General features: G+C 44.1%; 27 protein-coding genes. 16 read left to right on the forward strand and 11 right to left on the reverse strand.

Annotated elements, in window-relative coordinates; translation table 11 throughout:
- The first annotated feature begins 112 nt into the window (after window positions 1-112).
- The 6 genes from DKT73_RS04490 to DKT73_RS04515 all read left to right on the forward strand — a co-directional run bounded on the left by DKT73_RS04490 (window position 113) and on the right by DKT73_RS04515 (window position 5,856).
- The gene (locus tag DKT73_RS04490) at window positions 113-946 is read left to right on the forward strand and encodes a helix-turn-helix domain-containing protein (protein ID WP_111637627.1); all 834 of its coding nucleotides are present in this window, start codon (window positions 113-115) and stop codon (window positions 944-946) included.
- Between the two features lie 224 nt (window positions 947-1,170).
- Window positions 1,171-2,115: an ABC transporter substrate-binding protein gene (locus DKT73_RS04495; protein WP_111637385.1), complete on the forward strand. Its 945-nt coding sequence runs from the start codon at window positions 1,171-1,173 to the stop codon at window positions 2,113-2,115.
- Window positions 2,116-2,120: 5 nt separating this feature from the next.
- Window positions 2,121-3,131 carry a FecCD family ABC transporter permease gene (locus DKT73_RS04500; protein ID WP_111637386.1) on the forward strand — a complete coding sequence of 337 codons (1,011 nt, stop codon included), beginning with the start codon at window positions 2,121-2,123 and terminating at the stop codon, window positions 3,129-3,131.
- A complete protein-coding gene (locus DKT73_RS04505) occupies window positions 3,124-4,155 on the forward strand; it encodes a FecCD family ABC transporter permease (protein WP_111637387.1) in 1,032 nt (343 codons plus the stop codon). Before DKT73_RS04500 ends, DKT73_RS04505 begins: the two co-directional genes overlap by 8 nt.
- A 29-nt stretch (window positions 4,156-4,184) precedes the next feature.
- Window positions 4,185-5,060, forward strand: a complete 876-nt coding sequence (locus DKT73_RS04510) for an ABC transporter ATP-binding protein (protein ID WP_232827781.1) — start codon at window positions 4,185-4,187, stop codon at window positions 5,058-5,060.
- Complete coding sequence (locus tag DKT73_RS04515; RefSeq protein WP_111637388.1) at window positions 5,053-5,856, forward strand: IucA/IucC family C-terminal-domain containing protein; 804 nt, start codon at window positions 5,053-5,055, stop codon at window positions 5,854-5,856. The genes DKT73_RS04510 and DKT73_RS04515 overlap by 8 nt, the downstream gene beginning before the upstream one ends.
- A 48-nt stretch (window positions 5,857-5,904) precedes the next feature.
- Here DKT73_RS04515 and DKT73_RS04520 read toward each other — a convergent pair whose 3' ends face one another.
- From DKT73_RS04520 to DKT73_RS04545, 6 genes are all read right to left on the reverse strand, one after another.
- Complete coding sequence (locus tag DKT73_RS04520; RefSeq protein ID WP_232827782.1) at window positions 5,905-8,325, reverse strand: TonB-dependent receptor; 2,421 nt, start codon at window positions 8,323-8,325, stop codon at window positions 5,905-5,907.
- Window positions 8,326-8,428: 103 nt separating this feature from the next.
- A complete protein-coding gene (locus tag DKT73_RS04525) occupies window positions 8,429-9,388 on the reverse strand; it encodes a FecR domain-containing protein (protein WP_198666539.1) in 960 nt (319 codons plus the stop codon).
- Window positions 9,381-9,908, reverse strand: coding sequence for a sigma-70 family RNA polymerase sigma factor (locus tag DKT73_RS04530; RefSeq protein WP_111637390.1), 528 nt, complete (start codon window positions 9,906-9,908; stop codon window positions 9,381-9,383). The genes DKT73_RS04525 and DKT73_RS04530 overlap by 8 nt, the downstream gene beginning before the upstream one ends.
- A gap of 173 nt (window positions 9,909-10,081) precedes the next feature.
- Window positions 10,082-11,005 carry an allantoinase PuuE gene (gene puuE, locus DKT73_RS04535; RefSeq protein ID WP_111637391.1) on the reverse strand — a complete coding sequence of 308 codons (924 nt, stop codon included), beginning with the start codon at window positions 11,003-11,005 and terminating at the stop codon, window positions 10,082-10,084.
- Between the two features lie 39 nt (window positions 11,006-11,044).
- The gene (locus DKT73_RS04540; RefSeq protein WP_111637392.1) at window positions 11,045-11,776 is read right to left on the reverse strand and encodes an aspartate/glutamate racemase family protein; all 732 of its coding nucleotides are present in this window, start codon (window positions 11,774-11,776) and stop codon (window positions 11,045-11,047) included.
- Window positions 11,777-11,783: 7 nt separating this feature from the next.
- The gene (locus tag DKT73_RS04545; RefSeq protein ID WP_111637393.1) at window positions 11,784-12,449 is read right to left on the reverse strand and encodes a GntR family transcriptional regulator; all 666 of its coding nucleotides are present in this window, start codon (window positions 12,447-12,449) and stop codon (window positions 11,784-11,786) included.
- A gap of 268 nt (window positions 12,450-12,717) precedes the next feature.
- On the opposite strand from DKT73_RS04545, the gene DKT73_RS04550 reads away from it, so the two are divergent.
- Window positions 12,718-14,154, forward strand: a complete 1,437-nt coding sequence (locus tag DKT73_RS04550; RefSeq protein WP_111637394.1) for an NCS1 family nucleobase:cation symporter-1 — start codon at window positions 12,718-12,720, stop codon at window positions 14,152-14,154.
- A gap of 95 nt (window positions 14,155-14,249) precedes the next feature.
- Here the strand turns inward: DKT73_RS04550 and eat are convergent, their stop codons facing one another.
- The 3 genes from eat to DKT73_RS04565 all read right to left on the reverse strand — a co-directional run bounded on the left by eat (window position 14,250) and on the right by DKT73_RS04565 (window position 18,095).
- Window positions 14,250-15,656, reverse strand: a complete 1,407-nt coding sequence (gene eat, locus DKT73_RS04555; RefSeq protein WP_072838789.1) for an ethanolamine permease — start codon at window positions 15,654-15,656, stop codon at window positions 14,250-14,252.
- A gap of 154 nt (window positions 15,657-15,810) precedes the next feature.
- A complete protein-coding gene (eutC, locus tag DKT73_RS04560; RefSeq protein WP_111637395.1) occupies window positions 15,811-16,677 on the reverse strand; it encodes an ethanolamine ammonia-lyase subunit EutC in 867 nt (288 codons plus the stop codon).
- Window positions 16,674-18,095 carry an ethanolamine ammonia-lyase subunit EutB gene (locus DKT73_RS04565; protein WP_111637630.1) on the reverse strand — a complete coding sequence of 474 codons (1,422 nt, stop codon included), beginning with the start codon at window positions 18,093-18,095 and terminating at the stop codon, window positions 16,674-16,676. Before DKT73_RS04565 ends, eutC begins: the two co-directional genes overlap by 4 nt.
- Window positions 18,096-18,351: 256 nt before the next feature.
- Here DKT73_RS04565 and DKT73_RS04570 point away from each other — a divergent pair, with 256 nt between their 5' ends.
- From DKT73_RS04570 to DKT73_RS04610, 8 genes are all read left to right on the forward strand, one after another.
- Window positions 18,352-19,344, forward strand: a complete 993-nt coding sequence (locus DKT73_RS04570) for a helix-turn-helix domain-containing protein (protein WP_111637396.1) — start codon at window positions 18,352-18,354, stop codon at window positions 19,342-19,344.
- A 147-nt stretch (window positions 19,345-19,491) separates the two neighbouring features.
- A complete protein-coding gene (locus DKT73_RS04575) occupies window positions 19,492-19,770 on the forward strand; it encodes a type II toxin-antitoxin system Phd/YefM family antitoxin (RefSeq protein WP_198666540.1) in 279 nt (92 codons plus the stop codon).
- Window positions 19,770-20,057, forward strand: coding sequence for a type II toxin-antitoxin system RelE/ParE family toxin (locus DKT73_RS04580; protein ID WP_111637398.1), 288 nt, complete (start codon window positions 19,770-19,772; stop codon window positions 20,055-20,057). The genes DKT73_RS04575 and DKT73_RS04580 overlap by 1 nt, the downstream gene beginning before the upstream one ends.
- Before the next feature lie 21 nt (window positions 20,058-20,078).
- On the forward strand, window positions 20,079-20,315 hold the full coding sequence (locus tag DKT73_RS04585) for a helix-turn-helix domain-containing protein (RefSeq protein ID WP_408631189.1): 237 nt from the start codon (window positions 20,079-20,081) through the stop codon (window positions 20,313-20,315).
- 294 nt (window positions 20,316-20,609) lie between these two features.
- A complete protein-coding gene (locus DKT73_RS04590) occupies window positions 20,610-21,089 on the forward strand; it encodes a right-handed parallel beta-helix repeat-containing protein (protein WP_111637399.1) in 480 nt (159 codons plus the stop codon).
- Between the two features lie 183 nt (window positions 21,090-21,272).
- The gene (locus tag DKT73_RS04600; protein WP_111637401.1) at window positions 21,273-22,214 is read left to right on the forward strand and encodes a HamA C-terminal domain-containing protein; all 942 of its coding nucleotides are present in this window, start codon (window positions 21,273-21,275) and stop codon (window positions 22,212-22,214) included.
- 1 nt (window position 22,215) lies between these two features.
- Entirely contained in the window at window positions 22,216-24,414 is a 2,199-nt protein-coding gene (locus tag DKT73_RS04605; protein ID WP_111637402.1) for a DEAD/DEAH box helicase, read from the forward strand.
- A gap of 270 nt (window positions 24,415-24,684) precedes the next feature.
- A complete protein-coding gene (locus DKT73_RS04610) occupies window positions 24,685-25,149 on the forward strand; it encodes an ASCH domain-containing protein (protein ID WP_111637403.1) in 465 nt (154 codons plus the stop codon).
- Window positions 25,150-25,206: 57 nt separating this feature from the next.
- Here DKT73_RS04610 and DKT73_RS04615 read toward each other — a convergent pair whose 3' ends face one another.
- Both DKT73_RS04615 and DKT73_RS04620 read right to left on the reverse strand, forming a co-directional pair.
- Window positions 25,207-25,368 carry a type II toxin-antitoxin system RelE/ParE family toxin gene (locus DKT73_RS04615; RefSeq protein WP_198432030.1) on the reverse strand — a complete coding sequence of 54 codons (162 nt, stop codon included), beginning with the start codon at window positions 25,366-25,368 and terminating at the stop codon, window positions 25,207-25,209.
- Window positions 25,340-25,582 carry a type II toxin-antitoxin system ParD family antitoxin gene (locus DKT73_RS04620; RefSeq protein ID WP_111637404.1) on the reverse strand — a complete coding sequence of 81 codons (243 nt, stop codon included), beginning with the start codon at window positions 25,580-25,582 and terminating at the stop codon, window positions 25,340-25,342. The genes DKT73_RS04615 and DKT73_RS04620 overlap by 29 nt, the downstream gene beginning before the upstream one ends.
- 157 nt (window positions 25,583-25,739) lie before the next feature.
- Between DKT73_RS04620 and DKT73_RS04625 the strand changes: the two genes are divergently transcribed.
- Complete coding sequence (locus DKT73_RS04625) at window positions 25,740-26,612, forward strand: DUF4394 domain-containing protein (RefSeq protein ID WP_111637405.1); 873 nt, start codon at window positions 25,740-25,742, stop codon at window positions 26,610-26,612.
- The last annotated feature ends 164 nt before the right edge of the window (window positions 26,613-26,776 follow it).

Raw genomic sequence — 26,776 nt, forward strand, 5'->3', positions numbered from 1 at the left:
GTTTTTTTCCCGTATTGAACTTTTGCGACACGATGAAATAGATATTTATCACCATAGAATTGGCATCTGGTTTGCAAAATTAAAAGATCATTTTGGTAAGCTGGTGCGGGTCATGTTGAAAGATTCTGTGTACGATCGAGTTTCAGAAATTCACTCCGAACAACCGTGGTTTGTACTGGGTGCAGCTCGGGATTTTTTGCTCTATCACTCTGATATTCCAGAAATTTCTCATTTCTACAGTTTTGAAGCAGATCCATATACTGAACAAGTGTTGGCCATTCCGGATGGGTGTGTGGATATTTTGTTTGACTGTGATGAGTGTCGACCAACAGCGAAAGTGTGCGGTACGACATTAGAAGCGACTAATGCGGAATTTATTCATAACCATCGATATTTTGGGGTGAGATTTGCGCCTGGTTTGACTCCCGATTTCTTACAGGCTTCGGCCAATGAATTGATCGAACATCAGCTCAACCTTTTAGATGTAGCACCTATTGCATCGATCATATTTGAGCAAATCATACGTTGTTCAGTGTTTGCTGATCAGGTCGCTATTTTTGAAAAATTCTATGCAAACCAATGTGCTAGAAAGTCTTCAAAGCTAACTTTGTTTGCGGTGAATGAAATCTTTGTTCATAAAGGAAATATACAAATTCAGGATTTAGCCGAATCAACGGGTTGCAGTACACGCACCATTCAGCGTCAGTTCCTTGCGGATATGGGCATGTCACCAAAAGCCTTTAGCCGAATAATTCGTTGTCAATCTGCGGTCTATGATCTTAATCACAGCAAAAATGTGACATTTGCTGATTTGGCCTTTGATCTTGGTTTCAGTGATCAATCGCATTTTCTAAGAGAGTTTAAGAAACTTGTCAGTGTGACGCCATTGGACTATTTGCATCGAGTGAAGCAAGAGGCTTACGTCGCGCGATTGCGCTATTTTTGAGCCAAGTTGGTCTATTTTTCATGGTATTGCACCCAAGCTGTGCAGTATCTCTCTCGCTATATCTACGCTTTTTTAAACCTTATCCTCTTTTTTATCTTGTACTCATCATTTTTTGTCGGATTCAGGAGATGATTTGCCCCATTTTAAACAAGAGTAATGTTTGTGAGGATGATAATTGTTATTATAACGTTTTGTTAAAATAACAATGAAGGAAGTTCCTCAAGATGCAGGTAAATCGAATAAAACGTTGGGTGTTGATGCTGGCGATGTGTGTATTGGTTGCCGTGCCTGTGACTCCGGTCATGGCGTCAGAAACAAAGACGATTATTCATGCGATGGGCAGCACTGAGGTGCCCAAAAAAGTCTTACGTGTGGTGACCTTGTTTCAAGGGGCAACCGATTCTGTGGTGGCGTTGGGTGTAACGCCTGTTGGTGTGGTGGATTCTTGGGCGCAGCTGCCAACGTATGACTATTTGCGAGAGGTTTTAGCGAATGTTGCTCATGTTGGGTTAGAAACTCAACCTAACCTTGAAGCCATTATGGCGTTGAAGCCGGATGTGATCATTGGTACGAAATCGCGTCATGAAAAAATTTATCGTCAATTGTCACAGATCGCGCCTACTGTGATGACTGAAAATGTCTATGACTTTAAAACAACGTTGGATTTAACCGCTGAGGCGCTTAATAAACAAGAGAAAGGCCAGCAGCTTTGGCGCGCTTTTCAGCAACGCATTACGGCCTTTCGCAAGGCGATTAAACAACACGAAGCAAAGTGGCCTTTGACGGCGGCGGTATTAAACGTTCGCGCCGACCATTTGCGTCTGTATTTGAAGCAAAGTTTTTCTGGTGTGGTGCTAAAGGAGATTGGTTTTCAATTTCCATTGCCGAAAGAAAATGGTTGGGGCGTTAAGCTGAAAACGAAGGAAGCCTTGCCAAGTGTGAACGCAGACGTGTTCTTTATTATCCTGCAGTCCGATGACGCGGCGGTGAGGCAAAATTACGATGCCTGGCGCGCGCATCCGTTGTGGCAAATGCTAACAGCGCCTAAAAATAAGCAAGTGTATGAAGTGGATAATGTGGCTTGGTTGTTGTCTGGTGGGATTCTGGGGGCGGAACAAATCCTTGATCAGCTGTATCACATGTATCAATTTCCTCAGACTGAGCGCTAGAGCTTATGCGCTTACACAGCCGTCGCACTTTTCAATTCAGTTTTCTTGCTCTGTCTCTTTTGTGCTTGCTGCTCGCTTTGTTGGGGAGCATTGCCTATGGGCAATATGCCATTTCAGCGAAATCGATTTGGACGGCGTTTTGGGCATTTGATCCTCAGTCGATTGATCACGTTATTATCCGTACCACGCGTTTGTCTCGTGCTCTTGTTGCTTGTTTGGTTGGCTCAGCGTTGGCGGTGGCGGGTGTGTTAATGCAAGCCTTAACACGTAATCCGTTGGCGTCACCGTCTATTTTCGGCGTCAACGCGGGCGCTGTGTTTGCCATTGTGTTGTTCTCGACCTTCTTTTCCGTGACTTCCTTGAATACGTTTTTGTGGCTAGCGTTTTTGGGCGCGAGCGTAGCGGGAGCATTGGTGTATGGGTTGGGCAGTTTAGGCAAAGACGGATTGTCTCCGGTTCGTATTGTGCTGTCTGGTGCGGCGATCTCGGCGCTGTTTATGGCTTTTACTCAAGGCATATTGGTGATTGGTCAAGAAGGCTTAGACAGTGTGTTGTTTTGGGTAGCCGGATCCGTATCTGGTCGTGATGTGTCTATGGTAGTGCCGTTAGCGCCCGCTTTTGTTGTCGGTATGGTGTTGGCGATACTGGCCGCGCCCCAGATTAATATTTTGCTGTCTGGCGATGATGTTGCTAAGGGGTTAGGGCAGAACACACTGCTTATTAAAGTGGTGTTGAGTTTGCTGATTATTGGCTTGGCGGGTGGCTCTGTTGCGCTGGGCGGCAGTATTGGCTTTATTGGTTTGATGGTGCCCCATATGGTGCGTTCCGTGGTGGGTTATGACCATAAATGGCTGATTCCATTAAGCGCTTTGTGGGGCGCTATTTTGTTGTTGTGTGCGGATGTGATCAGTCGCTTTGTGATTATGCCAGAAGAGGTGCCGATTGGTGTCACAACGGCGATTTTAGGTGCGCCTTTCTTTATTTATTTGGCACGTAAAGGAGGCAAGCGTGAGTAAGTCTTTTAGCGTTCGTCACCGTTTATTTTCCTTTTCGACCCCCGTTCGTTCTTTGTGGTCGATGCTGGCTCTCTTGGTTTGTTTTCTTGCCGTGATGGTTTTTTCCCTGTGTTTAGGCGAAGAGCCGATTACGTTGCTGGATGTGTTTCGGTCACTGCTTGGGCAGGCGGATCAAGGCACACAATTTGTCGTGGAAACCTTGCGTTTGCCAAGGGCTTTGATGGCGGCCATGGTGGGCGCGGCGTTGGCATCGTCTGGGTTGGTGCTGCAATCCATGATACGCAACCCATTGGCCTCTCCAGATATTATTGGTATTACGGGCGGGGCTTCCGCTGCCGCTGTGTGTTTTCTGTCTTTTTTTGCGACCGCAATGGGGATGGTTTGGTTGCCTGTATTTGCCATTATGGGGGCTTTTTTGGCGGCATTGTTGATCTATGCGCTCGCTTGGAACCATGGTGTAACCCCGATGCGGCTGGTATTGATCGGTATTGGTATTTCCTCGGCAATGGGGGCGGTGACGACCTTTGTGATAGCCGCGAGTCCGCTTTCGACCAGCATTACGGCGTATATCTGGCTGACAGGCAGTGTGTATGGCGCGAGTTGGGTTGAGGTAAACGCGTTATTACCTTGGTTGTTGGTTTCATGGCCTTTGGCGTTTTATTTAGCACGTCGCGTGAATACGCAAGAACTCGGTGATCAACTGGCGACGGGGTTGGGTGTATCCGTACAGCGTTTGCGTCTGGTGTTGCTATTTTTGAGTGTGATTATGGCGGCGCCCGCGATTGCTTATGCCGGAGCAGTGGGCTTTGTCGGTTTGATCGCACCGCATATTGCTCGTCGTCTTGTGGCGCGCAGTTTTGCGCTTTTATTGCCAACTTCTGCATTGGTGGGCGCATGTTTGGTGATGCTGGCGGATTTATGTGGGCGGCTGTTGTTTCAGCCGTTGGATGTTCCCGCAGGTGTGTTTGTGTCGGCGATTGGTGCGCCATTCTTTATTTATTTGCTCTATCGACAGCGTTTTTAAGTCGATTAGCCATATTGGGGTTTTGAATCATGAGCTTGTCTGAAGAGGCTTTAGTAGACCGTCATTTAGGAAACAGTCATTTAGGAAATAGTAACCCATTAGAAAGTGTCGCGCTGTCACTGGGTTATGAGAAAAAAACCATTATCCAGTCGTTGGATTTGGTGATTGAGCCTAAGCAAATTACCGTGTTGGTCGGCGGCAATGGTTGTGGTAAATCTACCTTGCTTAAGTCATTTGCGCGGTTATTAAAGCCGTCTTCAGGGCATATCCTTTTAAATGGTGCCGATATTCATTCATTGTCTGGAAAAGACGTGGCTCGGAAACTGGCTATTCTTCCTCAAGGGCCTGTTGCGCCAGAAGGGTTAACGGTGGAACAGTTGGTTCGCCAAGGTCGTTATCCTCATCAAAATTGGCTGCAAAGTTGGACGGAAGACGATGAGCGTTTAGTGCGTAAAGCCTTGCAAGACACCAATATGACTGAGTTTGCCAATCGCTCGATTGATGCTTTGTCTGGTGGTCAAAGACAGCGCGCTTGGATCGCCATGGCGCTGGCGCAGAATACCGATATTTTGTTACTAGACGAGCCGACAACTTACCTGGACTTAACTCATCAGATAGAGATTCTCGACTTATTATTTGAGTTAAATATTACACAGAAAACGACCATCTTAATGGTGTTGCATGATTTGAATCTGGCGGCTCGTTACGCCCATAAAATGATTGCCATTAAAGATGGCACGGTTTTTTGCCAAGGCGCCCCCGAGGCGATTTTAAATCATGATATGGTAAAAGCCGTGTTTGATATGGAATGCCATATTGGTGCCGATCCGCTGTTTGGTACGCCAATGTGTATCCCTTATGGGAAAGGGCGCAAGCTCGACTCTCAGGCAGCTAAGCATGTTTAAACAAGACAATAAGCATGAGCTTCTTACTGAAGAGTGGGAAGTGTTGGCCGCATTCGGACTTAAGGCTTACCAAGCGGATGAGCCACTTGCCATCGACTCTAGCAAGTTGTTGAATGATGAATTGTGCTTGGAAACGCTACACAGAATCATGCCGGAACTCGGTGCGCCGAACCTGAAAGTAACAGCATCATTGGTGATTAAGCGTGTGGCGTTTCTTACGTTGGCACCTGTCTTATACGCCATGTCTGGGTTTGATAAAGGCCTTGATGCTTCAATAGAAAACAGTGTCTTTGAATATCCGCTCGAAAGCCGCATATGGCAATCCAAGATGCCATTAAAAGACACATCGGTATCAGTGTTAGAATGTTCGGATAAAGAAGGCCGAGAAGCTTGGCGAAACGAGATTCTAGGTAAGGTGTTTACTGGACATCTAACCTTGTTGGTTGAGCAATTTTACCACTTAACAAAAGTGTCGCGGCGCGTTCTCTGGGAAAACATCGCTGTGCGGGTTTTTAGCATTTACGAGCAGCGTATTCTTACCAATATTGCTGAAGAAAAAAGAGCGACAGCGGAAGCAGATTATGCGTATTTGCTTGATAAAAATACGACGCAATTGTTTGGCTTAAATGAAAACCCGCTGACGGTGTTTTATCGAGACAAGCAGTTAACGGCACTATCGGAAACCCCTGTTCGTGTTAGACGTACCTGTTGTTTTTACTACCAAGCCACTGAGCCGCCAGTGTATTGTGGTTCTTGTCCTTTGCCTTTGAAGAAAAAGAAAACAACCCCACTTTAATCCTCCCCTTGAAGATAAGGGGAGGAGGCTGTTCTCGTTCTTAGGGGGTTAAAAATCCAAACCATAAGCCAGTGTCAGGGTACGACCACGGCCTTTAAAGTAGAAGCTGTCATTGGCAAAAGCGGCTTGTGAATAGTAAGTGAAGTAGTCTTCGTTGAACAAGTTAGCGATAGATACACTCATTTTCCCCACAGGAAGTTTATAACCAACGGATGCATCGACTAGGGTGTAGCTATCGAAGTCTAATTTGTCATTATCAAAACTACGGCTGAAGGCATGATTTACTTGCAATAAAGAAGACAGTTTCTCACTCCAACGAGCATTCCATGATGTGACTAGGCGGTTAGGTGGAATATCGGCACCGGTTAGCTTGGTATCTACTTTTCCATCACCATCCATATCAGACTTGCCTTGGATGTAAGAGTAGCTAGCTTGTAACTTGTGTTCTTTATTTAGTTGTACCCCTAAAGACGCTTCGGCGCCTTGAATCTCTTTCTTTTCGCGTTTTACAACATAGAGTCCATCTTCTTCAGCGATACGGCTACCTAAATCTGAATTGGATTCATAATAGCTTAATTCGAAATCGTATGGATGGCGGTTTACACGAAAGCCCACTTCATAGTTATCGGTTACGATAGGTGATAGATCAATCAACGTTTCAATATTTTGATTAGTTGTCTTAACATCACGAAGCACGCGTCCAACGTCAGGCATACCAAAGCCTTGCGAATAGTTAGCGAATACACTGACAGCAGGTGTGATCTTAAAAACAGCGCCTGCATTGTAGACTGTTTCATGGAAACTTGGGCTCCCGCCATTGACTGTTACACCGTTTTTAGCGGCCACTGTCTGGTAAGTATCTACGTCTAATTTAGCGTGTTCATAACGAGCACCGGCTTGCAGAATTAAGCGCTCAATTGGTTTGTATTCAAATTGAATGAATGGCGCGTAGTTGGTGTATTCCGCTTCTGGAACATAGGTGCGATTTGTTAAGACTAAGGTCTGGCTAGTGGTATCTTGTAGTAAATCTAAGCCTGTCGTGATGCTTAAGTCGTTATCTAACAAATCATCTTTGGTCAGGCTAAATTTCGCGCCGATTTTTTCAGACTGATTTTGACTTTGATCATAAAGCGTACCAACGGGTGCGATGCTGATGTCTTGAAAGCTTCCTGAATTTGTCGCGCCATAACGACCTTCAAAGTCTTGGTGGAAGATTTGCGCTTTCAATTCCATGCCATCAAGGTCGCTGTCAGTGTAGAAAAGACTGGTTGTTTGCACGTCGTTATAAGGAGCCACGCCGTTTGGTGGTGTGCCTTTGATAGAGCTGGTGGCAACACCATTATCTCTGTCACCATCCACTCCGGTAAAGTTCATACGTCCTTTCATTTGGTACTTATTAACTTCTAGTTCCAGCCTCTGATCGTCCCCTAACCAGTAGCCTAATTTGACAAAAGCGTCATAGCTTTTTGAATCCATTATGTCGCCACGAACGGTTGCCGCCCCAACATAGTTACCATCGGCATCGAGGTACATGCCTTGTACTTCGTTAGTTAGACCGACAAGGTAATCGAAATCGCCTTGTGAGCCTTCTGCTTGGTAACCAATTTTATATGAAAGAGTATCGCTGCTTATGTCATCTGTCGGTGTTGTCAATTGCACGTCCATATGCTGTTTTAAATCGTTTGAACGTGTTGATTTGGTGATGAAGTTAATAATGCCGCCAGTTGCCCCTAAACCGTGAACCGCAGTTGCGCCATGGATAACTTCTATACGGTCAACCATAGATAAGTCAATGGTGTGGGCAGATCGGCTACCTTCTCGAATAGGGTTAGATTGCGGTACGCCGTCGACCATGTATAAAACAGAACGGCCACGGAAGGTTTGGCTGCTGTTATTTAATTTTTGTGTATTGGGTGAGTAGGCAGGTAGAAGATTAGAAAGCGCTTGGGAGCTATCGGTTGAAATAGACAGTTGCTCTTCAATTTGCTTCCGATTGATCACCGTGATGACCTGAGGACTGTCTTCTTTTTTGGTATTAGAGCGGCTGGTTTGGATAATCAATGTATTTAGATTGATCGCTTGGTTGTCCGCTGTAAGACCTTGGTGGCTCTTTGTTAAGCTGTAAGTGCCGTCTTGATTAGCAATCACCACCAAACCTTTGTTAGAGAGTAACTGCTCAATGAGTTCTATTGGATTGCCGTTACCTGAAATGCCTTCGCTTTTCAGGTTTTGTGTTAAGGCCGGATTAAACGATAGGGCGATATTGTGACGAGCGGAAAATTCAGTAAGTACGCTCCCAAGGTCACCAGCGTCAATGTGTAATGGCTCACGAGTCGTTTGATCTGCGGTATCTTGCGCGACAACAAATGGGCTAAGACTCGCCGCGATGATTAACCCACTACAGGTCAATGTTGTACCGATTGCCTTCTGAAATTGCGTTTTTAGAGCGATTTTTTTACGGGTAGTCACAGCCACCTCCTTCTTTACAATGATGGTGCTTATTAGTGGTTTACTCTGTAAGCCACTTGAAAAGAAAAAAAGTGTCAGCTGAAATAAAAATTATTTCATTTTTTTAGGCGGATTCTATGGTGACCCAATAATGTCCAAGATGACGGTTTATTTGGATCGGATAGGTATGCGATAACATATTGAGAATCATGTTGAGATCTTGGACAGGATACGCTCCAGAGATCGCCATATTGGCAATCGCAGGAGAAACCCGTAATAAGCCGTTATGGTAACGGGAAACCTCTAGAGCAAACTGACTTAATGGCATCTTGTGCACAGCAAGCATTTTGTTTAACCAAGAGGTCGTATTGGATTCGAGTGCTTTTCGAGACAAAAATGTCTGACGTGATAATTCGACTTGGTAACCGGCGCTAATAGCATGGTCTGGCGTAGCTTGTGCCAGTTTAGGCGATGCTTTGACAAGGCCTTCAATCACGCCCAAGCGTGTTAAATCAGGGTACTGACGCACGGTGAAGTTGGCCTCTAAAGGCGATAAAACTGCGTCCCGTGTTGTTACGACAAAAGGGGTCGGCAAGTGAGCATTGGCGGTGGTCGTATTAACTTGGATTTCGCCTTCTCTTAATGACAACAAACGTGTTTGGTGATCAAACGTAATATCAAATGCCGTTGCGGTATTCAGCTTAACTTGGGTTCCATCTGGTAACGTAACTTGCTTTTGCTGGCCTTTCGCGGTGCGATAATCGGCGCTCCATTGTTGATTGTTGACCGCTTTATAACTTCCCCATATTAAGGGGCCAGAGGCTAACAGAAGCGCCAGTTTGCCAATATGCAAACGGCGTGTTGCATCGTCTGGTCGGTTCAGTACCGCGTAAGCTACTTCCTTCGGTAGTGTGTCGACTTTATTGATAAAATGTTGCGCACGCTGCCATGCGCACTGGTTGTCTTTGCTTGATTGTAACCATTGCTGCAGCTGTTCTTGCTCGCTATTCGTGAGCGGTTTTTCTTGTTGTCTGATGAGCCAATCAGCGGCTTCGTGTAGACTTTTTTTCGAGAGCTTATTCAAACACATCGTCTCCCATTAAGATGAGGCATTTTACATAAGCTTGTTTCATGTATCGCTTTACGGTGGCGAGCGAAAGCTGCATTTCATCGGCTATTTGCTGATATTTTTTGCCTTCTATTTGCGACAGCAAAAAGACCTGTTTCACCTGTTCGGGAAGGGCATTAAGCAGCCTGTCTACTTCTTCTAACGTTTGTAAAATAATGAATTCATGTTCAGGTGAAATAACGAAGGACTCAGGCTGTGTGGCTAACAGTTCCAGATACGCCTGCTCTAAGGATCTACGTCTATAGAAATGGCACACAAGGCCTTTGGCGATGGTGGCTAAATAGGCTTTGGGTTCTTTAATGGTGGCGGCATTCTGCTTTGCGTGAACGCGCAAGAAAGTATCCTGAGTCAAATCAGCGGCATCGAATTGGCTGTCTAAACGTTTTCGAATCCATGTGTACAGCCAATTGTGATGATTGGCATATAAAGAGTGCATTACATCATGTTGCACACTGTGGCTCGCATTGTGCGGCATGAAACCGAACCTTATAAAAAAGTAGAAATGATAATTACTATCATTAAAAAGCTTTGCGCTTGCCTTGTCAAGATAGGGTTGTTATGACGGTGATGTTTGCTTTGCAAAGAGAAAGAAAAGCGCCAGGATAAGACTGACTGGCGCTTCTATTTTTGAGTTAGTCCAACGCCAGATCATTTTGGCGGATGATTCTTAATCCAATGATCGGCGATGTCCTCGCGGCGGGCAATCCAGACGTGCTCGTGGGATTGTACGTAATCCAGGAACTTTTTTAATGCCATGAAGCGGCTGGGTTTGCCGAGTGTTCGACAGTGCATACCGATGGACATCATTTTCGGTGCGGTGGCGCCTTCTTCATACAAACAATCAAAGTTGTCTTTCAAGTATTGGAAAAATTCTTCACTATGATTAAAACCGTACGGCGAAGAAAACTTCATGTCGTTGCAGTCGAGCGTGTAAGGCACGATAAGATGCGGTTTGCTGCCGCCCTCTGGCGTATCGACTTTTACCCAATACGGTAGGTCGTCGCCGTAGTTGTCTGAATCGTATTTTAGTTGCGCTTGTTCAGCGACTAAGGCGCGAGTGTTTGGCGAGTCGCGTCCGGTGTACCAGCCAACGGGTTTAACGCCAGTGACTTCTTCGATCAAGGCGAGCGCTTGTTGCATGTGTTCGCGCTCTTGCTCAATCGGCATTTCTTGGTAATGAATCCATTTTAAGCCATGACAGACAATCTCGTGTTGGCCTTCCACAAAGGCTTTTGCCACTTCTGGGTTACGTTGTAATGCGGTGGCAATGGCAAAAATCGTCAGCGGTAAGCCGCGCTTTTCGAATTCGTTGAGGATGCGCCACACACCAGTGCGAGAACCGTATTCGTAAAGGGACTCCATGCTCATGTGACGATCTTTGAAGGGTTGGGCGCCGAATATTTCTGATAAAAAGGTCTCGGCGTGTTCGTCGCCATGTAAGACGCAGTTTTCACCGCCTTCCTCGAAGTTTAAAACAAACTGTAAGGCGACTCGGGCGTTGTTGGGCCATTTTACGTTTGGCAACCCTTGTCGACCGTAACCGGCATAATCGCGTTCTAAATAGTGTTTCATGGTGTGCGTTCCATTTTTTGTTAGATAGTGTGGAAGCCGTTATAAGCTCCAGTGCGCATAGCGCCCAGTAAAGGCTTTGCTAACACGCTGTCCGTATTGACCTTTTTTAGAGGTGTGTAGTCCTAACTGATGCAATGATTCTGCCAGTTTTACCGCGGCGACAACGCCGTCAATGATGGGCACAGGCAGTTCTGCAGATAGCTTTTCCACCAAACTCGACATACCAGCACAGCCCAAGACGATGGCTTCCGCGCCGTCTTGCTCTATCGCGGCTAGGCATTCTGCTTTAAGTAACTGATAGGCCGTAGGGTCGATATTTTCTAAGGCCAAAACGGGAATGTCGGTGGCTCTGACACCGCTGCATTTATGTAAATAACCGTATTTTTGAAGTAAGTGTTCACTCGCTGGTAAGGTTCTGGATAACGTGGTGACGACACCAAAGCGATGGGCAATTAAACTGGCCATTTGAAACCCCGCCTCGGCAATGCCAATGACTGGCGCATCCGCCAATTCTCGCGCGGCGTCTAACGCTGGGTCGCCAAAGCAGGCGATAATGTGAGCATCGACACCTTGTTGTTTGCCTTGTTCGATCAGATCGAGCAGGGCGGCACTGGCAATGACTTCATCAAAAGCGCATTCGATGCTTTTCGGGCCGTGTTCTGGTGTGCAGGCGATAATTTGCGTGCTGTCTAGCGCAACCGTTTGTGCACTTAAGGCCATTGCGTGAGTCATGTCGGCGCTGGTATTGGGGTTAATGAGCTGAATTCGCATGGTGCTCCTAGCGGCCAAAAAGTTTTTGAAAATCAATGTTTTCTTCGGGTTTACTATCAAGGATAAGCGAAGATCTGATGTGTTTAAGGTGATGGCTCATCCAGTGTTGCGCCTTATCTTTGTGCCCTTGATCAAGCAGATCCAGTAGCTCCGAGTGATCTCCACATTCGCAACCGACACTGCCGCGAGTACCGTAAGCGGCGAGAATAAGTGAAGAGCGATAGCAGAGTTGTTGGACAAAGTTCGCCAGTACTTTATTGCCTGCTAGCGTCGCTAATTCATAATGGAAACGAGCGGTGAGCTGGATGGAGTCGGCTAATTGATTGCTTTCTTCTGCGTGTTTTTCTTCCGTGACCATAATACGAAAACGCTCAGAATGTTCCGCATTCCAATGAGTAAGCAGGTCAGGAATGAGTTGTGGCTCAATCAATAGGCGGCTGTCTAGTACTTCTAATGCTTCCGCTTTGCTTGGATGGTTTACCTGTGCGCCTTTGTTTTTTTCAATCACCACAAAGTGTTCCAGAGCAAGCCGTTGCAAGACTTTGCGTATGCCCGTTCGGCTCACACCAAAGGCTTCTGATAATCGGTCTTCTGGTAAACGTGCTCCGGGTGGCAGCTGATGCTCGACAATGGCGTTTAGCATTTGTCGGTAAATGTTTTCGTCATTCGACATAAATCTTCTCTATTTATTGTATACAATAATTAATTGAATCGTCGTTTATAAGACAATATAACACGGCTGTTTGTTTCATACATCCTAAACAAAAAAAGTAATTTTTGTGCACAATCATGGTGACTATTGAGTCGATTTGGCTTTTATTGGTGCGTTTTGTCGCGTTCAAAACCGCGTTTAATTTCATTTGATGCGGTAAATGCTTGGTTTATGTTTTTGGCACATTAATTGTATTTGTGATTGTATACAATTAAAAAGGAACGTAATCATGAAACAAACATTTGAACAAAGCCCTAAGCTGGCAAACAGCGATCTTCTCCCAGAGAAAGAGCAAAAATGGGGCTGGTATAGTATTTTCGCATTTTGGATGTCAGACGTGCACAGCGTGGGTGGCTATGTGTTTGCGGCCAGTTTGTTTGCGTTGGGTCTAAATGGTATTCAGGTATTTATCAGTTTGTTGTTGGGTATCTCAATCGTGTTGTTGTTTGCCAACTTGATGGGGAAACCAGGACAAAAAGCCGGTATTCCTTTTCCTGTGGTAGCGCGCATGTCTTTTGGTGTGTTTGGCGCTAATATTCCCGCCATTATTCGTGGCTTAATCGCCGTGGTTTGGTACGGTATTCAAACCTTTCTGGCGTCTAGCTCCTTCATTATTTTGCTGCTGTACTTCTTCCCAGGCATGGCGTCCCTTGCGGACCAATCTTTTGTCGGCCTTTCTTATCTAGGTTGGATTGGCTTTTCGGCGATGTGGGTCGTGCAAGCGATTGTCTTTATGTTCGGTATGGACATGATACGTAAAGTGATCGATTGGTCTGGCCCGGCTATATATATCGCCATGTTTGCGCTTTGTATTTACATGGTCGATCGTGCCGGTTGGGAAAACATCAGTTTCAGCTTGAGCTCAAACAATCTCACGGGTATGGATGTGTATGCTCAGATGTTTATTGCCATCGCTTTGGTGGCTGGCTACTTCGCGGGACCAACCTTGAACTTCAGTGACTTCTCTCGTTACTGCGGTAGCTACAAAAAATTGAAATTGGGTAACCTATTGGGCTTGCCCGTTAACTTTGTGCTGTTTTCTTTGTTTAGTGTGGTGATTGTATCGGCCTCTATTCCTGTGTTTGGCGAGATGATTACGGATCCTGTAGAAACGGTGAAACGTCTTGATTCTGGTTTTATCACGGTATTGGGCGCACTGACGTTTATCTTTGCCACTGTGGGCATCAATATCGTGGCGAACTTTGTCGCACCTGCGTTTGATTTCTCTAACGTATCGCCACAGAAGATCAGCTTTAAAGCGGGCGGTTTTATTGCCGCGTTTGGTTCTGTGTTGCTAACGCCTTGGAACTTGTTTAATAACCCAGAAGTGATTCACTACACGGTGGATGTTTTGGGCGCGATGATTGGGCCTTTGTATGGCATTATTATTGTCGATTATTTCTTCATCAAAAAAGGCCAAATTGACGTGGCCGCGTTGTACACAGAGTCTCCTAAAGGGGCTTATTGGTATGAAAACGGTGTGAATAAGAAGAGTGTCTATGCTCTGATTATTGCGGGTTTAGTATCTATCTTAGCGACCTTCGTGTTTAGCGCCTTGGCAAACTACGCCATCTTTATTGGTGGCATCGTGGCGGCCTTGTCTTATCGCTACATGATGGAACCAGAGCGTGCTGCTCTGCAAAACATGGCATTGGCTAAGTCGTAAAATCGTTTTACATTAGCGTCAATAGAACCAAAAAGCCCCGCATTCCCTCGGAAAGGAATGTGGGGCTTAGTTTTATTTACTCAGTGAAAAGGCTGTTAAGCCGTTGCAGCAAGGTCGGCTTCCGCCGCCGCCAGCATGTCGAACTCTTCTTCCGGTGTTTTCGCCACAAGGCGATTTTTACTGTACAAGAAGTAGTAAGCGGCGCCGATAGCGAACAAGACCAGCGTGTAGAAAAACGCGCGTGGGTCGTAAGCGTAAACGCCAGTGAGTGCTAACAGAGACAAAACAAAGGCGATGGAGGAGGTGAAAATACCGCCTGGTGTTTTATAAGGACGTTCCATGTTTGGCTGTTTGATGCGAAGCAAAATGTGACTAAGCGCCATCAAAGCATAAGATACGGTTGCGCCAACCACGGCCATTGCCAACATTAGATCGCCTTCGCCCGTCAAAGAAGCAAGAAAGCCTAAAATGCCAGGAACGATCAAAGCACGAGCAGGCACTTTACGTTTGTCTGTTACTGACAAGCTTTGTGGAATGTAACCAGCACGAGACAGAGCAAAGACCAAACGGCTGTAACCGTAGATGATGGAGAAGAAAGACGCGATCAAACCAGCAAGACCGAGAACGTTTACCGCTGTTGCCAAAGAGCTGTGACCCGCAAAATTTAAGGCATCAACCAAAGGCACCGCGCTCTTACCCATCGCGTCGGCACCGGCAGCGCCCGCTAATAAAAACACCACCAAGAGTGCGGTAAACAGTAAGAAGATCATCGCGCCGATAATGCCTTTTGGCACATCTTTCGCTGGGTCTTTGGCTTCTTCTGCGGCTAGAGGCACACCTTCAACCGCCAAGAACAACCACATACCAAATGGCAATGCCGCCCAAATACCATACCAACCCATTGGCATAAATTCAGACGCGCCAGCGGCATCCGTGACTGCCACATCAAATAAACGGCTGCTATCAAAATCGCCAATCAATGCCACTGCTGTCGCTAGAATGGCAATCACGGCCAAGCCGCTGATGACCATCATGACTTTGAGCGCTTCGCCTGCACCGGCTAGGTGAATGCCGATAAAGACAATGTAAAACGCGGCGTAGACCCAAGGTCCATTAAAGCCCAACAGGGCTTCTACCGCAGAACCGATAAATATCACAATGGCGGCAGGCGCCAAAGCGTATTCAATTAACACCGCTAGGCCGGTTAAATAACCGCCAGTAGGCCCCATTGCTTGACGCGCAAAGCTGTAACCGCCGCCCGCCGCAGGGATAGCGGCAGACATTTCTGCCAAGGATAAAACCAAGGTGAAATACATGACCGCCATGAGCGCTGCTGCGATGGCAAACCCACCCCAGCCCGCTTCGGCAATACCAAAGTTCCAGCCTGCGAAGTCACCAGAGATAACGTAAGATACGCCCAAACCCGCGAGCAGAATCCAGCCCGCGGAGCCTCGTTTTAGCTGGCGTTTCGCCAGATATTCTTTATTGATTTGATCAGACATTTTAGTTTCCTTTTGTTCCAGTTGTGCTCTATATGTTGAGTTTTAAACCGTCATTTTTTGCCCTGTGGGCTTATAGTTTTCTTGCTTTTCTGTTTGTACGTCTTCGTGCGTTTTGTTTTTCCTTATCTTTTTTTCTCTTATCTTTTTCCTCGTATTAGGAGATGAGGAAGTTTTTTGACTCCTTTGAGGTGTCTACGATTAAATCATCGTCCGATCTGTCTTTGAGTTTGACGCCAGACAGTTTCAGGGTTCGTGCTTCGTTTAATAGATAAAAGGCTTTGCGTGCCGCTTCTTGATAGACCAAGCCCGCTGGGCGAACGTTGGATATGCAGTTTCTGTAGGCATCGGTATAACCCACTTTTCCGCCCCAAGTGAGATACAAGCCTAAACTGTCTGGCGAGCTCAGCCCCGGACGTTCACCGATTAATACCAAGACACATTTGGCGTTTAGGCGCTCACACACATCGTCACCAATGGCAACGCGGCCTTGTTCAACAAAGCAAACGGGCGCGATGTTCCAGCTTTTGATATAGCCAGACAGGGCTTGTAAAAAGGGCAAGGTATTTTGCTCTACTGCCAGCGACGACAAACCATCCACCACGACAATGGCAAGGTCATAATTCTGCGAGGTGGAGTCTCTGTGTTCGTCCAGTATATTGGCCGAGGCGTCGTCCAATCTGCGGCCATAATCTGGACGCTGTAAATAGGTTGCGCGGTCCGTCGCGCGACTGTGCAAGAGTAGGGGGGCACAGTGCTTTGTCCAATCTTTTGCCCAATCTTGTTCTACTAGCGCTTTGGCTAACGCCTTGCTATCGAGTTGCGTGTGCACGGCATCGATCGCTTGAGCATGGGCCAGCTGAAAAGCCAACAAATGCTTGGTTGGGACGCTGATACCAGAACGGCCCAAACCCACTCGCGCATCGGTAAAGGCATTGAGTTTGCGCCACGGGTTCTCTGTTACTGGCTCTGCATGCGGGTGTGTTGGGAAAGACTTGTCTGAATGAGTGGTCTCTTGGCTCATGGCTTGCCTCCAATCATCTTATGCAGTGATTTATGAAAGGCGTCAGGCACCTGATGATTAAGAACAAATTGCTCGTTGTTTTTGAAAATTTCCATCTTAGCCAACCAAAGGCCGAACTCTGGTGACGGTTTTAACCCTAGCACTCGGCGAGCGTACAAGGCGTCATGAAACGAGGTGGTCTGGTAGTTCAGCATGATGTCGTCGGAACCGGGGATGCCCATCACAAAAGTACAGCCCGCGACACCTAACAGTGTCAGTAAATTATCCATGTCGTTCTGGTCGGCTTCCGCGTGATTGGTGTAGCAAACATCACACCCCATAGGTAAGCCAAGTAGCTTTCCACTGAAGTGGTCTTCTAACCCTGCACGAGTGATTTCTTTGCCGTCGTACAAATATTCAGGGCCGATAAAACCGACCACGGTATTCACCAGTAACGGATTAAACTTACGTGCTACCGCGTAAGCCCGAGCCTCGCAGGTCTGCTGATCTAAACCGTGATTGGCATTGGCGGATAAAGCGCTGCCTTGGCCTGTCTCAAAGTACATGACGTTATTGCCAACCGTGCCGCGATTCAGCGATAAGGCCGCCGCTTGGGCTTCGGCCAGCGTGGCGAGGTTAAAACCAAAACTGTCGTTGGTCGCTTGGGTGCCACCAATCGATTGGAAAACCAAATCCACGGGCGCGCCTTGTTCGATGCATTCAATGGTGTTGGTTACGTGAGTTAAAACGCAGGATTGAGTCGGGATTTCATAATGCTGGATGACTTCGTCCATCATCTTGATCAAGCGTGTGGCTTGCTGCACGTTGTCAGTGGCAGGGTTAATGCCAATCACCGCGTCGCCATTGGCGTAGAGCAAACCGTCCAACATGCTGGCCGCGATGCCGGTTAAATCGTCGGTCGGGTGGTTGGGTTGCAAACGCGTCGACAAATGCCCAGGCAAACCAATGGTGTTACGAAACGCGGTTTTCACATGGCACTTTTTCGCGACCAAGATCAAATCCTGATTGCGCATAATCTTACTGACCGCCGCCGCCATTTCTGGCGTCACACCGGGTCGAATCTTCGTCAGGACCTCGCTGGTGGCTAAATCGCTCAGTAACCAATCACGAAAGCCGCCCACTGTTAGATGAGAAATCACAGAAAAGGCGTTTTTGTCATGATCGTCTAATATTAGTCGGGTAATTTCGTCTTCTTCGTAGGGAACAAGCGCGTGTTCAAGGAAAACTTTAAGCGGTACGTCGGCCAGTGTCATCTGCGCGATGGCGCGTTCTTCGGCGCTTTGAGCCGCAACACCGGCTAAACGATCACCTGAACGCGCGGGCGTGGCCTTGGCCATTAAGTCGGCAAGATCGACAAAGCCGAAGGTACGTTCTCCTACTACGTGGCGAAATTGAAAAGCGGAATGTGGGTTATGCATCATATTTGCTCACGCTTTAGATCGGATATGGACTCAAAAACACCGCCTCAAGAGTAAGAGGCATACATTTTGCAGTCTTTATCTGAGTCTATGTTTCTAGTCCATGGTTTGAGAAATAACATAAGTTAACAGTACGGAAATCCATAAATGGGTGTTATCGAATAATGGCAAGATTTAAAAAATTTATATATTTCAAATGGTTAGGTTTTTAGTTCCTCATATTCCGTAAGAAAAACAAACACAGACAGGTGTGGTTATGTTGAATTTAATGATGGATGCACCAAAACAGGGCTTTCTCTCCAATGTATCGAACGCTGATATATCGAAAGTGAGACTGTCGGAAGCGCACGACGCCGATTTGCACGCCAGTAATTTGACCAACTGGCAGCAAGAGTACGACCAAACCAGCCGTGGCAGTTTTTACGGTCGTATTGTCGAGCTGCCGTTTGATGGTTTGCAGGTGTTTTGTGAACACACCAGCCAAGCCTTACAGCAAAAGTGCGTGGTGTGGCCGAATTCGGTTTGGTTGGGGATTCCGCTTGCCGACCAAGAAGAGAGCCGCATTAATGGTTTAACCATCCATTCAAACAACATTATGTGCCGTCCAGGTGATTGTAATTTTCAGCTATCCACACCGCAGGATTATGATTTATATGGCTTAGTCGTGGATCGTTCAAAGCTGATTAAAATGGCCGCGATTCACGGGGTGGATCTCAATTGGAAAGAACTCACCGAATGTGGCCGTTTGGGCGTACCCGATAAAACCTTAGAGGAAGTGCGCTTTGTACTGGCACGTTTGTTGTCGTTGCAAAACAACACCACACCGCCACGCCTGCAGCAAGACATCGTGATGATGGCCTTGCTTGAAGTACTCAAAGTAGAAACCCCACAGCCCGCCAAAACACAAAGCTATTACCACCGTAAAAAAGTGGTCGATTGTGCCCGTCAGTTTTTGGATTATCACCTTGATGAACCCGTTACCGTGACGCAATTGTGTGAAATAACCAACGTTAGCCGTCGTACCTTGCAATACAGTTTTGAAAGCATCCTCGGCGTCAGCCCGATTCAATACCTACGCATCAGCCGACTAAACGGCGTGCGTCGTTCCCTCGTCCAAGCCAAAAATGGCCAAGCTGTCAGCGACATCGCCGCCCAATGGGGATTTTGGCACCTGAGCCAATTTGCCAAAGACTATAAGCAGTTGTTTGGTGAAACACCTTCAAAAACCCTTACGGGATTGAGTGGTTGAGAGCAAAAAGATATAAGGGTTAGATAAAAAATAGCATTTTCATCTGACCCTAAATTATCGAGCGTTATAACACAGAGATGATTCCTTGCTCGAAAACCGCAATTGGACTATTATTTGTACAATAAATTGTACTAAATGGAGTTCATTATGAGCCGTATTCACCTTGATCAAGATATTCAGCCTTTGTCTGAGTTCCGTGCTGGCGTTGCATCATTTATCAAACAGATCAATGAAACTCGTCGACCACTGGTTATTACACAGCGAGGTAAGGGTGTGGCCGTCGTTCTTGACGTTGCTGAGTATGAAGCAATGCAAGAGAAAATCGAATTACTCGAAGAAATGCGTACCGCAGAAGCCCAATTTGCTGCAGGTTTGGGTGTATCAAACGAAGATGCTCGTTCTCAGGTTCTGGGGCGCATCATCTAATGAAAGTAGTTTGGTCACCTCTAGCGCTACAAAAACTTGGTGACGCCGCAGAGTTTATTGCTTTGGATAACCCATCTGCTGCAGAAAAGTGGGTGAGGGAAGTGTTCGACAAAACAGAGTTGCTTGGCTCAATGCCAGAAATGGGTCGTATGGTTCCTGAAATGCTTCATACTAATTACCGTGAAATAATTTTTGGTCATTACCGCATTATTTATAGTTTGGGCCACGAAATACGCGTTCTCACAGTGCGTAACTGTCGTCAATTACTCACAGAACGTGATGTATGAAACATCAACAATTAGGGGCTGATGAAAAATAGCACTAAAATCTGCATTTTTTCATCTGACCCTAAAATCTATACCTTATACCTACGCATCAGCCGACTAAACGGCGTGCGTCGCTCACTGGTACAAGCGAAAAATGGTCAAGCTGTCAGCGACATCGCCGCCCAATGGGGATTTTGGCACCTTAGCCAATTTGCTAAAGACTATAAGCAGTTGTTTGGTGAAACACCTTCAAAAACACTTACGGGATTGAGTGGTTGAGTAAAAAGAGATAACGGCTTTATCGTATTTATACTGGCACCAAGCCAGAAAGTCTTTTAGTATCAATCAACAACATAAAACCCAGCTCATATAACGCGTTGTGGATAAATGTGTAAACCCGCATGCTCGGATGTCCAATTAACCAATCTGTGGGAAAGGTTAAAAAGTGCCATAGAATCAATTTTTATAGGGATTTATATGAAAATTCAAAACAGTGTAGATGCGCATGCGCACTGTTAAAATGTTATAGCTATTCATCAACATTATCAATTTAGATAGGAATAGGAGAAATATATGGCGGGGATTCGAGTTTCAGGAAAATCACAAGTTACGATTATTGGTGGAAGTATTGAGCGAAATGGTGGTGGTGGGCTAGTTATTGATGGTGAATCAACCGTAGATGTTAGAGGTGGAACAAAAATTCGTGATAACTATGGTGACGGTGTAGCCGTATCGGGTGAAGGTTCTATAGTAACTGTTGAAGACGCTGATATATCAAATAATGGGCTTGAACAAGCGTATAGAATCTTAGGCGTTGATCGTGCATATATTACCGAAGAGCAACTAGAAGCATTAATTAACAAGGCAATCTCAACACACGAAAGAAATCATTCGAGTAGCTCTGTTGTTGAAGATGTTTTGACTTGGGCAAACAATACGGCAATTTTTGCTACGGTTGCTGGTTCAGACCCTCTTGTGGTCGCTGTATCAGGGGTTGTTGCTTATGGTGTTTCAAACCTTAAAGCTCTAAAAGAAAAATTGATTTCGAGCTAGCCATAGCTATAACAAAGCGTTCAAGAGGGATTTTGCACGCGTGGCATTTTTAGTATGCGTTGATTTTAGTGTTTATGGCGCTATGCGGAAGCTTTGTATTGCGTGCTGGCACCCCTTAACGCGGCGTTAAACGTCTATGTGCAAAATATCTACATCATCAACTAACAAAATTATGGATTTTTTATGAATAAAGAACCTTTCGGATCAAGGAATGTTATTGAATCAAAAATATCAGAAGATCAACTGAAAAGCTTTTTAGTAGGTTTTGACTTAGATGATGATGGGGTTAGTAAATATAGATGGTCACAGCTGGTAACAAAAATCACAAATGTCATTCATGAGTTTTCATTCGGTTTTCATGAGGGCACAAGTACAGAAAATACACAGACTCTTGAGAAAATCATAGAAGCCGCAAACTCAGTTTATAAGATTGATGAATTTCAGAAAGTAAGAGATATTTATAAAAATGAAGGGCATATCGACGATGATCTGGATGATAAATACCTAAGACGGGGAGAATTTGGGGAATTGATACTTCATTTAATACTTAGAGATCACTTCAATACAATACCTTTACTTTCAAAAATATATTTTAAGGACTCACTTGGTAATACAGTTCACGGTTTTGACTGTGTACATATTGAGCCAGAAAGCAAAACACTTTGGCTTGGAGAATCTAAACTCTATTTTGACCCAAAACGTGGGTTGAGTGAGCTTATAAAAGATATAGAAGAACACTTCAAAATTGATTATTTGGATTCTGAATTTGGACTAATTGCAAAAAAAATAAAGCACTTTAATAATATACCTGAATCTGAGCACTGGAAAAAATTACTGTCTTCAACAACGAAAATTAAAGATAAACTGAATGAAATATATATTCCATTATTATGTACATACAGTTGTGATTTATTTACAAAGTACGATGATGAAGGCAACTCTGACTTTATTAACGAGTACGAGAATAAAATAAGAGAGTTGCAAAAGTACTTCGAAGAAAGGAATAATCACCCACTAAAATCAAAGTTACGGATAATAATAATTCTTCTTCCCGTACAGTGTAAAAAAACTCTGGTTAAGAAGCTACATCATAAACTCTCTCTGTTACAGTCTGTTGGAGAGTAAAATGACTGAAATACTCAATAAAATACAATCAGCAACTGAGTTCAATAGTTCAGAAACATTTGATATTTATCGTCACTGTGCAGCAACTTTGATCCAAAATGAAGAAGAAGGTTCGAATCTTCTAATTCACATTCTTAACTCCAGAGTTAAGTTCTCCAGTTCGCTAGATGAAATGCTTGCTGACTTAGTTGAATCTATAGGGTTTTATCCATACCTAAAGAAAGAGAATTTAAACCTTTCATCAACAAGTTCAAAAATAAGGCAAACATCAAGTTTATCTGAAAACATTCATGATAAGTATTTTCATGAGGAACAAAAATATGTTCTTGAACTATTAAGTTCGAATAAAAATGTAATTGTCAGCGCACCAACAAGCTTCGGGAAAAGCTTACTTATTGAAGAAATTGTCGCATCATACAAATATAAAAATATTGTCGTAATACAACCAACACTAGCGCTTATAGATGAAACTAGAAAAAAACTCTCTAAATATGAAGAAAATTACAAAATAATTGTTCGTACATCCCAAGAAGCCTCCACAGAAAAAAGTAATTTATTTCTTCTAACCGCAGAAAGGGTCAATGAATATCAAAATCTTCCAGACATTGATTTTCTGATTATTGACGAGTTTTATAAATTAAGCTCAAAGCGGGATGATGAACGATCAGATTCTCTAAACAATGCCTTTAGATACATTTTAGAAAAATATGATCCTAAATTTTATCTTCTAGGGCCTAATATAGAAGGCATATCTGATGGGTTTGCCGAAAAATACAATGCAATTTTTTACAAAACACAATATAGCTTAGTTGGCTGTGAAGACGTGGATATATACCAAGATCATAAAGGGAAGTTCGGTAGTCGAGGTGAAAAGAAAAAGTATAAGGAGAAGGTGTTATTTGACCTAATTTATGACCTTAAAAATGAAAAAACAATAATTTATTGCTCATCACCAGCAAGATCACGATATCTTTCAGTTGAATTTTTAAAATATCTTATTTCAAAAAAAGAATTACCAAAGAACAAAAAACTATCAATCATTGACTGGATAGAAGCTTATGTTTCCGAAGATTGGAGCCTTATTGATTGCTTAAAGTATGGCATTGGATTTCATGATGGTGCGCTCCAGAAACATTTAACATCTTCTATAATTGACTATTTTAACAGCGGAACATTAAAAACATTATTTTGTACGTCAACAATTATTGAAGGTGTAAACACTGCTGCAAAGAACGTAATATTTTTTGATTGTAAGAAAGGAAAGGATGCTCCAATAGATTTTTTTGATTATTCAAACATTAAAGGTAGAGCTGGCCGTCTAATGGAGCATTATGTTGGTAGGGTTTTTAACTTCAACCCAGTTCCAAAGTATGATCAAGTATATATTGACATTCCATTTTTTGAACAGAATCCTATATCTGACGAAGTGCTGATAAATATAAGTAATGAAAATATTATTGATAAAGAGAGTGAACAGTATCACTACTTATCGAGCCTTCCTGAAAATGAGAAAGAAATATTTTCTAGAAATTCCCTTTACATAAGAGGACAAGATTCGATTGTTTCAAGAATTCGACAAGATATAAAAAATAATTACGATCTGATCTTTTGGGATTCCACTCCTAAATATAAGCAGCTTGAATATTGTTTAGGTCTTGCTTGGGATTACCTTATCAAACCAGGTGAAAACCTTAATCCAATGACAAAGAATAAAATTGTTAAGATTACTTTTGATTATGGTATCAACAAAAGTATACTAGAGTTAGTAAATAACAACTTCATATATAAGAAAAAACTCGAGAGTTATAATAGCTGGAGTGATAAAGAAATCCTTGATGAGTCGATACGTGATAGCTTTCAAATCCTCCACCACTGGTTTCAATATAAAATTCCTAAATGGCTGCTCGTTGTAAATGAGCTTCAAAGATATGTTTGTAGTGAATTAGGGTTAAGGCCTGGAAACTACACCTTCTATGCAAATTCTATCGAAAGTGATTTTATACGGGAGAACCTCACTATTCTTGCAGAATATGGTGTGCCACGATCAGCAATAGATAAGATAGCGAAATATATTGATAAAAATCTCAATCAAGATTTGGTGATTCAAGAAATTATTGGTAAAGGAATTCATAATAAACCTGAGTTTTTGAGCTATGAGCGTGAAAAGCTAGTATCCAACTATACAGCGAAAAACGTTTAGAGCATTAGGGTCAGATGAAAATTAAAATTTTCATCTTGTATCTTAACCAACAGCTACAAACAATTAGGGTTAGATGAAAATTAAAAATTTATTTTCATTTTGTATCTTAACCAGCAGCTACATTATGTTTGTACAGACATGATGAAGCAGGGGCAGTGAGGATGTTTTCATCTTGGGTAGTTTAACCTGTGAGTCAGATTATCCCCTCACTTTTTTACTGGACGTGATCCTAATAACTTGAATCCCAAATTAATCGAGGTTTAGTAAATCATGGAAGAAAGAAGTCAGTTATTCTTAGAGCAATATCTTAGCTCTTTACCTCTAGAAGTGTCTGAAAAATATACTTCTTTTAGCGCAGACTATTTTTGTGCAGATGAGTTTAACGCAAATGTATGTGCTGATTTAATCCTTCGAGGCGAGAAACGAGCATCATGCAGTATGGAGTATTGGTACAGCCAAAAAGGTGAACTTATGCCGCAGGTTGGTCATCTTCAGGTTGTGACCAACTGGAATGGTAAGCCGATTTGTATTATCGAAATTACCTCAGTATCGAAGTGCCAATACAATCAGGTTACTGAAGAGTTTGCCGCATCAGAAGGTGAGGGTGACAAGTCATTGGCATGGTGGCAAACAGCTCATCGAAATTTTTTCTCACGTGAATGTGATGAGCTTGGAATAGAGTTTCAAGACAATATGCTGTTAGTTTTAGAGCATTTTAAGGTCGTGTATCACTGAAAAATAAACAATTAGCGTCAGATAAAAATTAAACTTGCTTCACACCTTAATTGGGCTTTATGCCCCAAACATTGGATTCACATCCATACTCTTATGCAAGATTCTGATTATCTGGATGTTCTGACTACCAATTTGTTGATAAAAAATAACATGGCTTCCTTGTGGAAACTTTCGGTAGCCATCTCTGATTTCATTCTCTCTCTTCGTTATCGAGTTCATTGATCAACGAGTCGAGGTCATAATCCGCCATACCACTTTCTTCACCTTCAACGAGCAGCTGTCGTAAGGTGTTCATTTTCGTTTCTTGTGTTTCGAGTAAACGTAAAGCGGAACGAATCACTTTACTTTTTGAACCATAGCGTCCACTTTGGACCTGGCTACTGATAAAGCTATCAAAATGTTCATCAAGCGTAATGCTAGTATTTTTCGCCATTGGGATCTCCTTAATACCTACCTTCTTATCACCCCGAAAATTATTTTTCAAAAAAATATCCTTTATCTGAAACCTTTTTTTAAAAGATGAGTATCTCTGTATGAGCCACCCAATTGGGTGACACCTGGTTTACTAATACAACTCATATAGGATGATTATGATGAAAAAGACGATTATTGCTGCCACGACTGCTTTCGCTGTTTCTGCTTGTTCCACTGGCTTTTACGGAACATCGGACCAAGCTAGTCCTATCGCTGGGTACGCGCTTGCTAACAACGGAACGACCTTGATCACTATGGGGTCTATCGCGTCTCCCTCGAAAATGGACACCTTTATGCTAAGCAATAAGCTGGATGCGGTGGCTTATCGTCCCGTCACAGGCGAGCTGTTGGGCTATTCCAACGGTGCGGTTTATGCTGTGAATACTAAGACGGGCAAGCTAACCGATCTGGGGGCTACCTTCACCAATGGCGCCATGATTTCTAAGGATGCGTCAGCCACCGCGATGGATTTTAATAACGCCATCGATGCGGTGCGTATGGTGGGTTCTGACGGGACAAACTTGGTGTATTTCCCAGTCGGTTTTGGTGACCAAGATAAGCGTGCTAATTCCGTATTGAAATTCACCTCTACCTTTTATGTAAAAGGCGACAGCAACGAAGGCATGACGCCTGAAATCTTTGCGAACGCTTACACGAACGCCATTGCCGGTGCAAAAGCGTCGAGCACTTTTCAGTTTGCGTTAGACAGTAAAACAGATTCATTGGTCAGCCTTGCGAATAATACAGGCGAACTAAAAACCGTCGCTAAGATCACCGTTAATGGTAAGGCCGTTGATCTATCATCCATGGGTGGTTTCGATATTGTGTCTGCCGAAGAAGGTTCTGACGCGGCTTATGCCATATTACAGCTTGAAGGGGCATCAAAAGCCGGCCTTTACTCTATAGACCTGACGACAGGCGCGGCAACCTTAATGGCCGACCTACCAATGGGTGGATTTAGTGGTTTTGCTGTCTCTGGCGGCAAATAATGCCAAAGGGTGTTTTTACACCCGTAGTAAGAAAAAACCAAAGGCAGTCTAGTAATAGATTGCCTTTTTCTTGTGAGCTCGTTTAGCAATTTAGGGCGTCACATTCAAGGCGGTAGTCGAAAGCGCTTCTTTCCTAAATCCCACATCTTTCTTTCATTACTCTT

Source organism: Marinomonas shanghaiensis, from assembly GCF_003259175.1.
GTDB lineage: Bacteria > Pseudomonadota > Gammaproteobacteria > Pseudomonadales > Marinomonadaceae > Marinomonas > Marinomonas shanghaiensis.

Coding starts and splice junctions, on each gene's coding strand:
- DKT73_RS04610 (WP_111637403.1), top strand. CDS start 24,685: ATGGAAGAAAGAAGTCAGTTATTCTTAGAGCAATATCTTAGCTCTTTA.
- DKT73_RS04510 (WP_232827781.1), top strand. CDS start 4,185: ATGAGCTTGTCTGAAGAGGCTTTAGTAGACCGTCATTTAGGAAACAGT.
- DKT73_RS04600 (WP_111637401.1), top strand. CDS start 21,273: ATGAATAAAGAACCTTTCGGATCAAGGAATGTTATTGAATCAAAAATA.
- DKT73_RS04515 (WP_111637388.1), top strand. CDS start 5,053: ATGTTTAAACAAGACAATAAGCATGAGCTTCTTACTGAAGAGTGGGAA.
- DKT73_RS04565 (WP_111637630.1), bottom strand. CDS start 18,095: ATGCATAACCCACATTCCGCTTTTCAATTTCGCCACGTAGTAGGAGAA.
- DKT73_RS04500 (WP_111637386.1), top strand. CDS start 2,121: ATGCGCTTACACAGCCGTCGCACTTTTCAATTCAGTTTTCTTGCTCTG.
- DKT73_RS04570 (WP_111637396.1), top strand. CDS start 18,352: ATGTTGAATTTAATGATGGATGCACCAAAACAGGGCTTTCTCTCCAAT.
- eutC (WP_111637395.1), bottom strand. CDS start 16,677: ATGAGCCAAGAGACCACTCATTCAGACAAGTCTTTCCCAACACACCCG.
- DKT73_RS04605 (WP_111637402.1), top strand. CDS start 22,216: ATGACTGAAATACTCAATAAAATACAATCAGCAACTGAGTTCAATAGT.
- DKT73_RS04545 (WP_111637393.1), bottom strand. CDS start 12,449: ATGTCGAATGACGAAAACATTTACCGACAAATGCTAAACGCCATTGTC.
- DKT73_RS04490 (WP_111637627.1), top strand. CDS start 113: ATGTTGAAAGATTCTGTGTACGATCGAGTTTCAGAAATTCACTCCGAA.
- DKT73_RS04530 (WP_111637390.1), bottom strand. CDS start 9,908: ATGCCGCACAATGCGAGCCACAGTGTGCAACATGATGTAATGCACTCT.
- DKT73_RS04575 (WP_198666540.1), top strand. CDS start 19,492: ATGAGCCGTATTCACCTTGATCAAGATATTCAGCCTTTGTCTGAGTTC.
- DKT73_RS04590 (WP_111637399.1), top strand. CDS start 20,610: ATGGCGGGGATTCGAGTTTCAGGAAAATCACAAGTTACGATTATTGGT.
- DKT73_RS04620 (WP_111637404.1), bottom strand. CDS start 25,582: ATGGCGAAAAATACTAGCATTACGCTTGATGAACATTTTGATAGCTTT.
- DKT73_RS04580 (WP_111637398.1), top strand. CDS start 19,770: ATGAAAGTAGTTTGGTCACCTCTAGCGCTACAAAAACTTGGTGACGCC.
- DKT73_RS04625 (WP_111637405.1), top strand. CDS start 25,740: ATGATGAAAAAGACGATTATTGCTGCCACGACTGCTTTCGCTGTTTCT.
- DKT73_RS04585 (WP_408631189.1), top strand. CDS start 20,079: ATGAAAAATAGCACTAAAATCTGCATTTTTTCATCTGACCCTAAAATC.
- eat (WP_072838789.1), bottom strand. CDS start 15,656: ATGTCTGATCAAATCAATAAAGAATATCTGGCGAAACGCCAGCTAAAA.
- DKT73_RS04540 (WP_111637392.1), bottom strand. CDS start 11,776: ATGCGAATTCAGCTCATTAACCCCAATACCAGCGCCGACATGACTCAC.
- DKT73_RS04615 (WP_198432030.1), bottom strand. CDS start 25,368: ATGAACTCGATAACGAAGAGAGAGAATGAAATCAGAGATGGCTACCGA.
- puuE (WP_111637391.1), bottom strand. CDS start 11,005: ATGAAACACTATTTAGAACGCGATTATGCCGGTTACGGTCGACAAGGG.
- DKT73_RS04495 (WP_111637385.1), top strand. CDS start 1,171: ATGCAGGTAAATCGAATAAAACGTTGGGTGTTGATGCTGGCGATGTGT.
- DKT73_RS04550 (WP_111637394.1), top strand. CDS start 12,718: ATGAAACAAACATTTGAACAAAGCCCTAAGCTGGCAAACAGCGATCTT.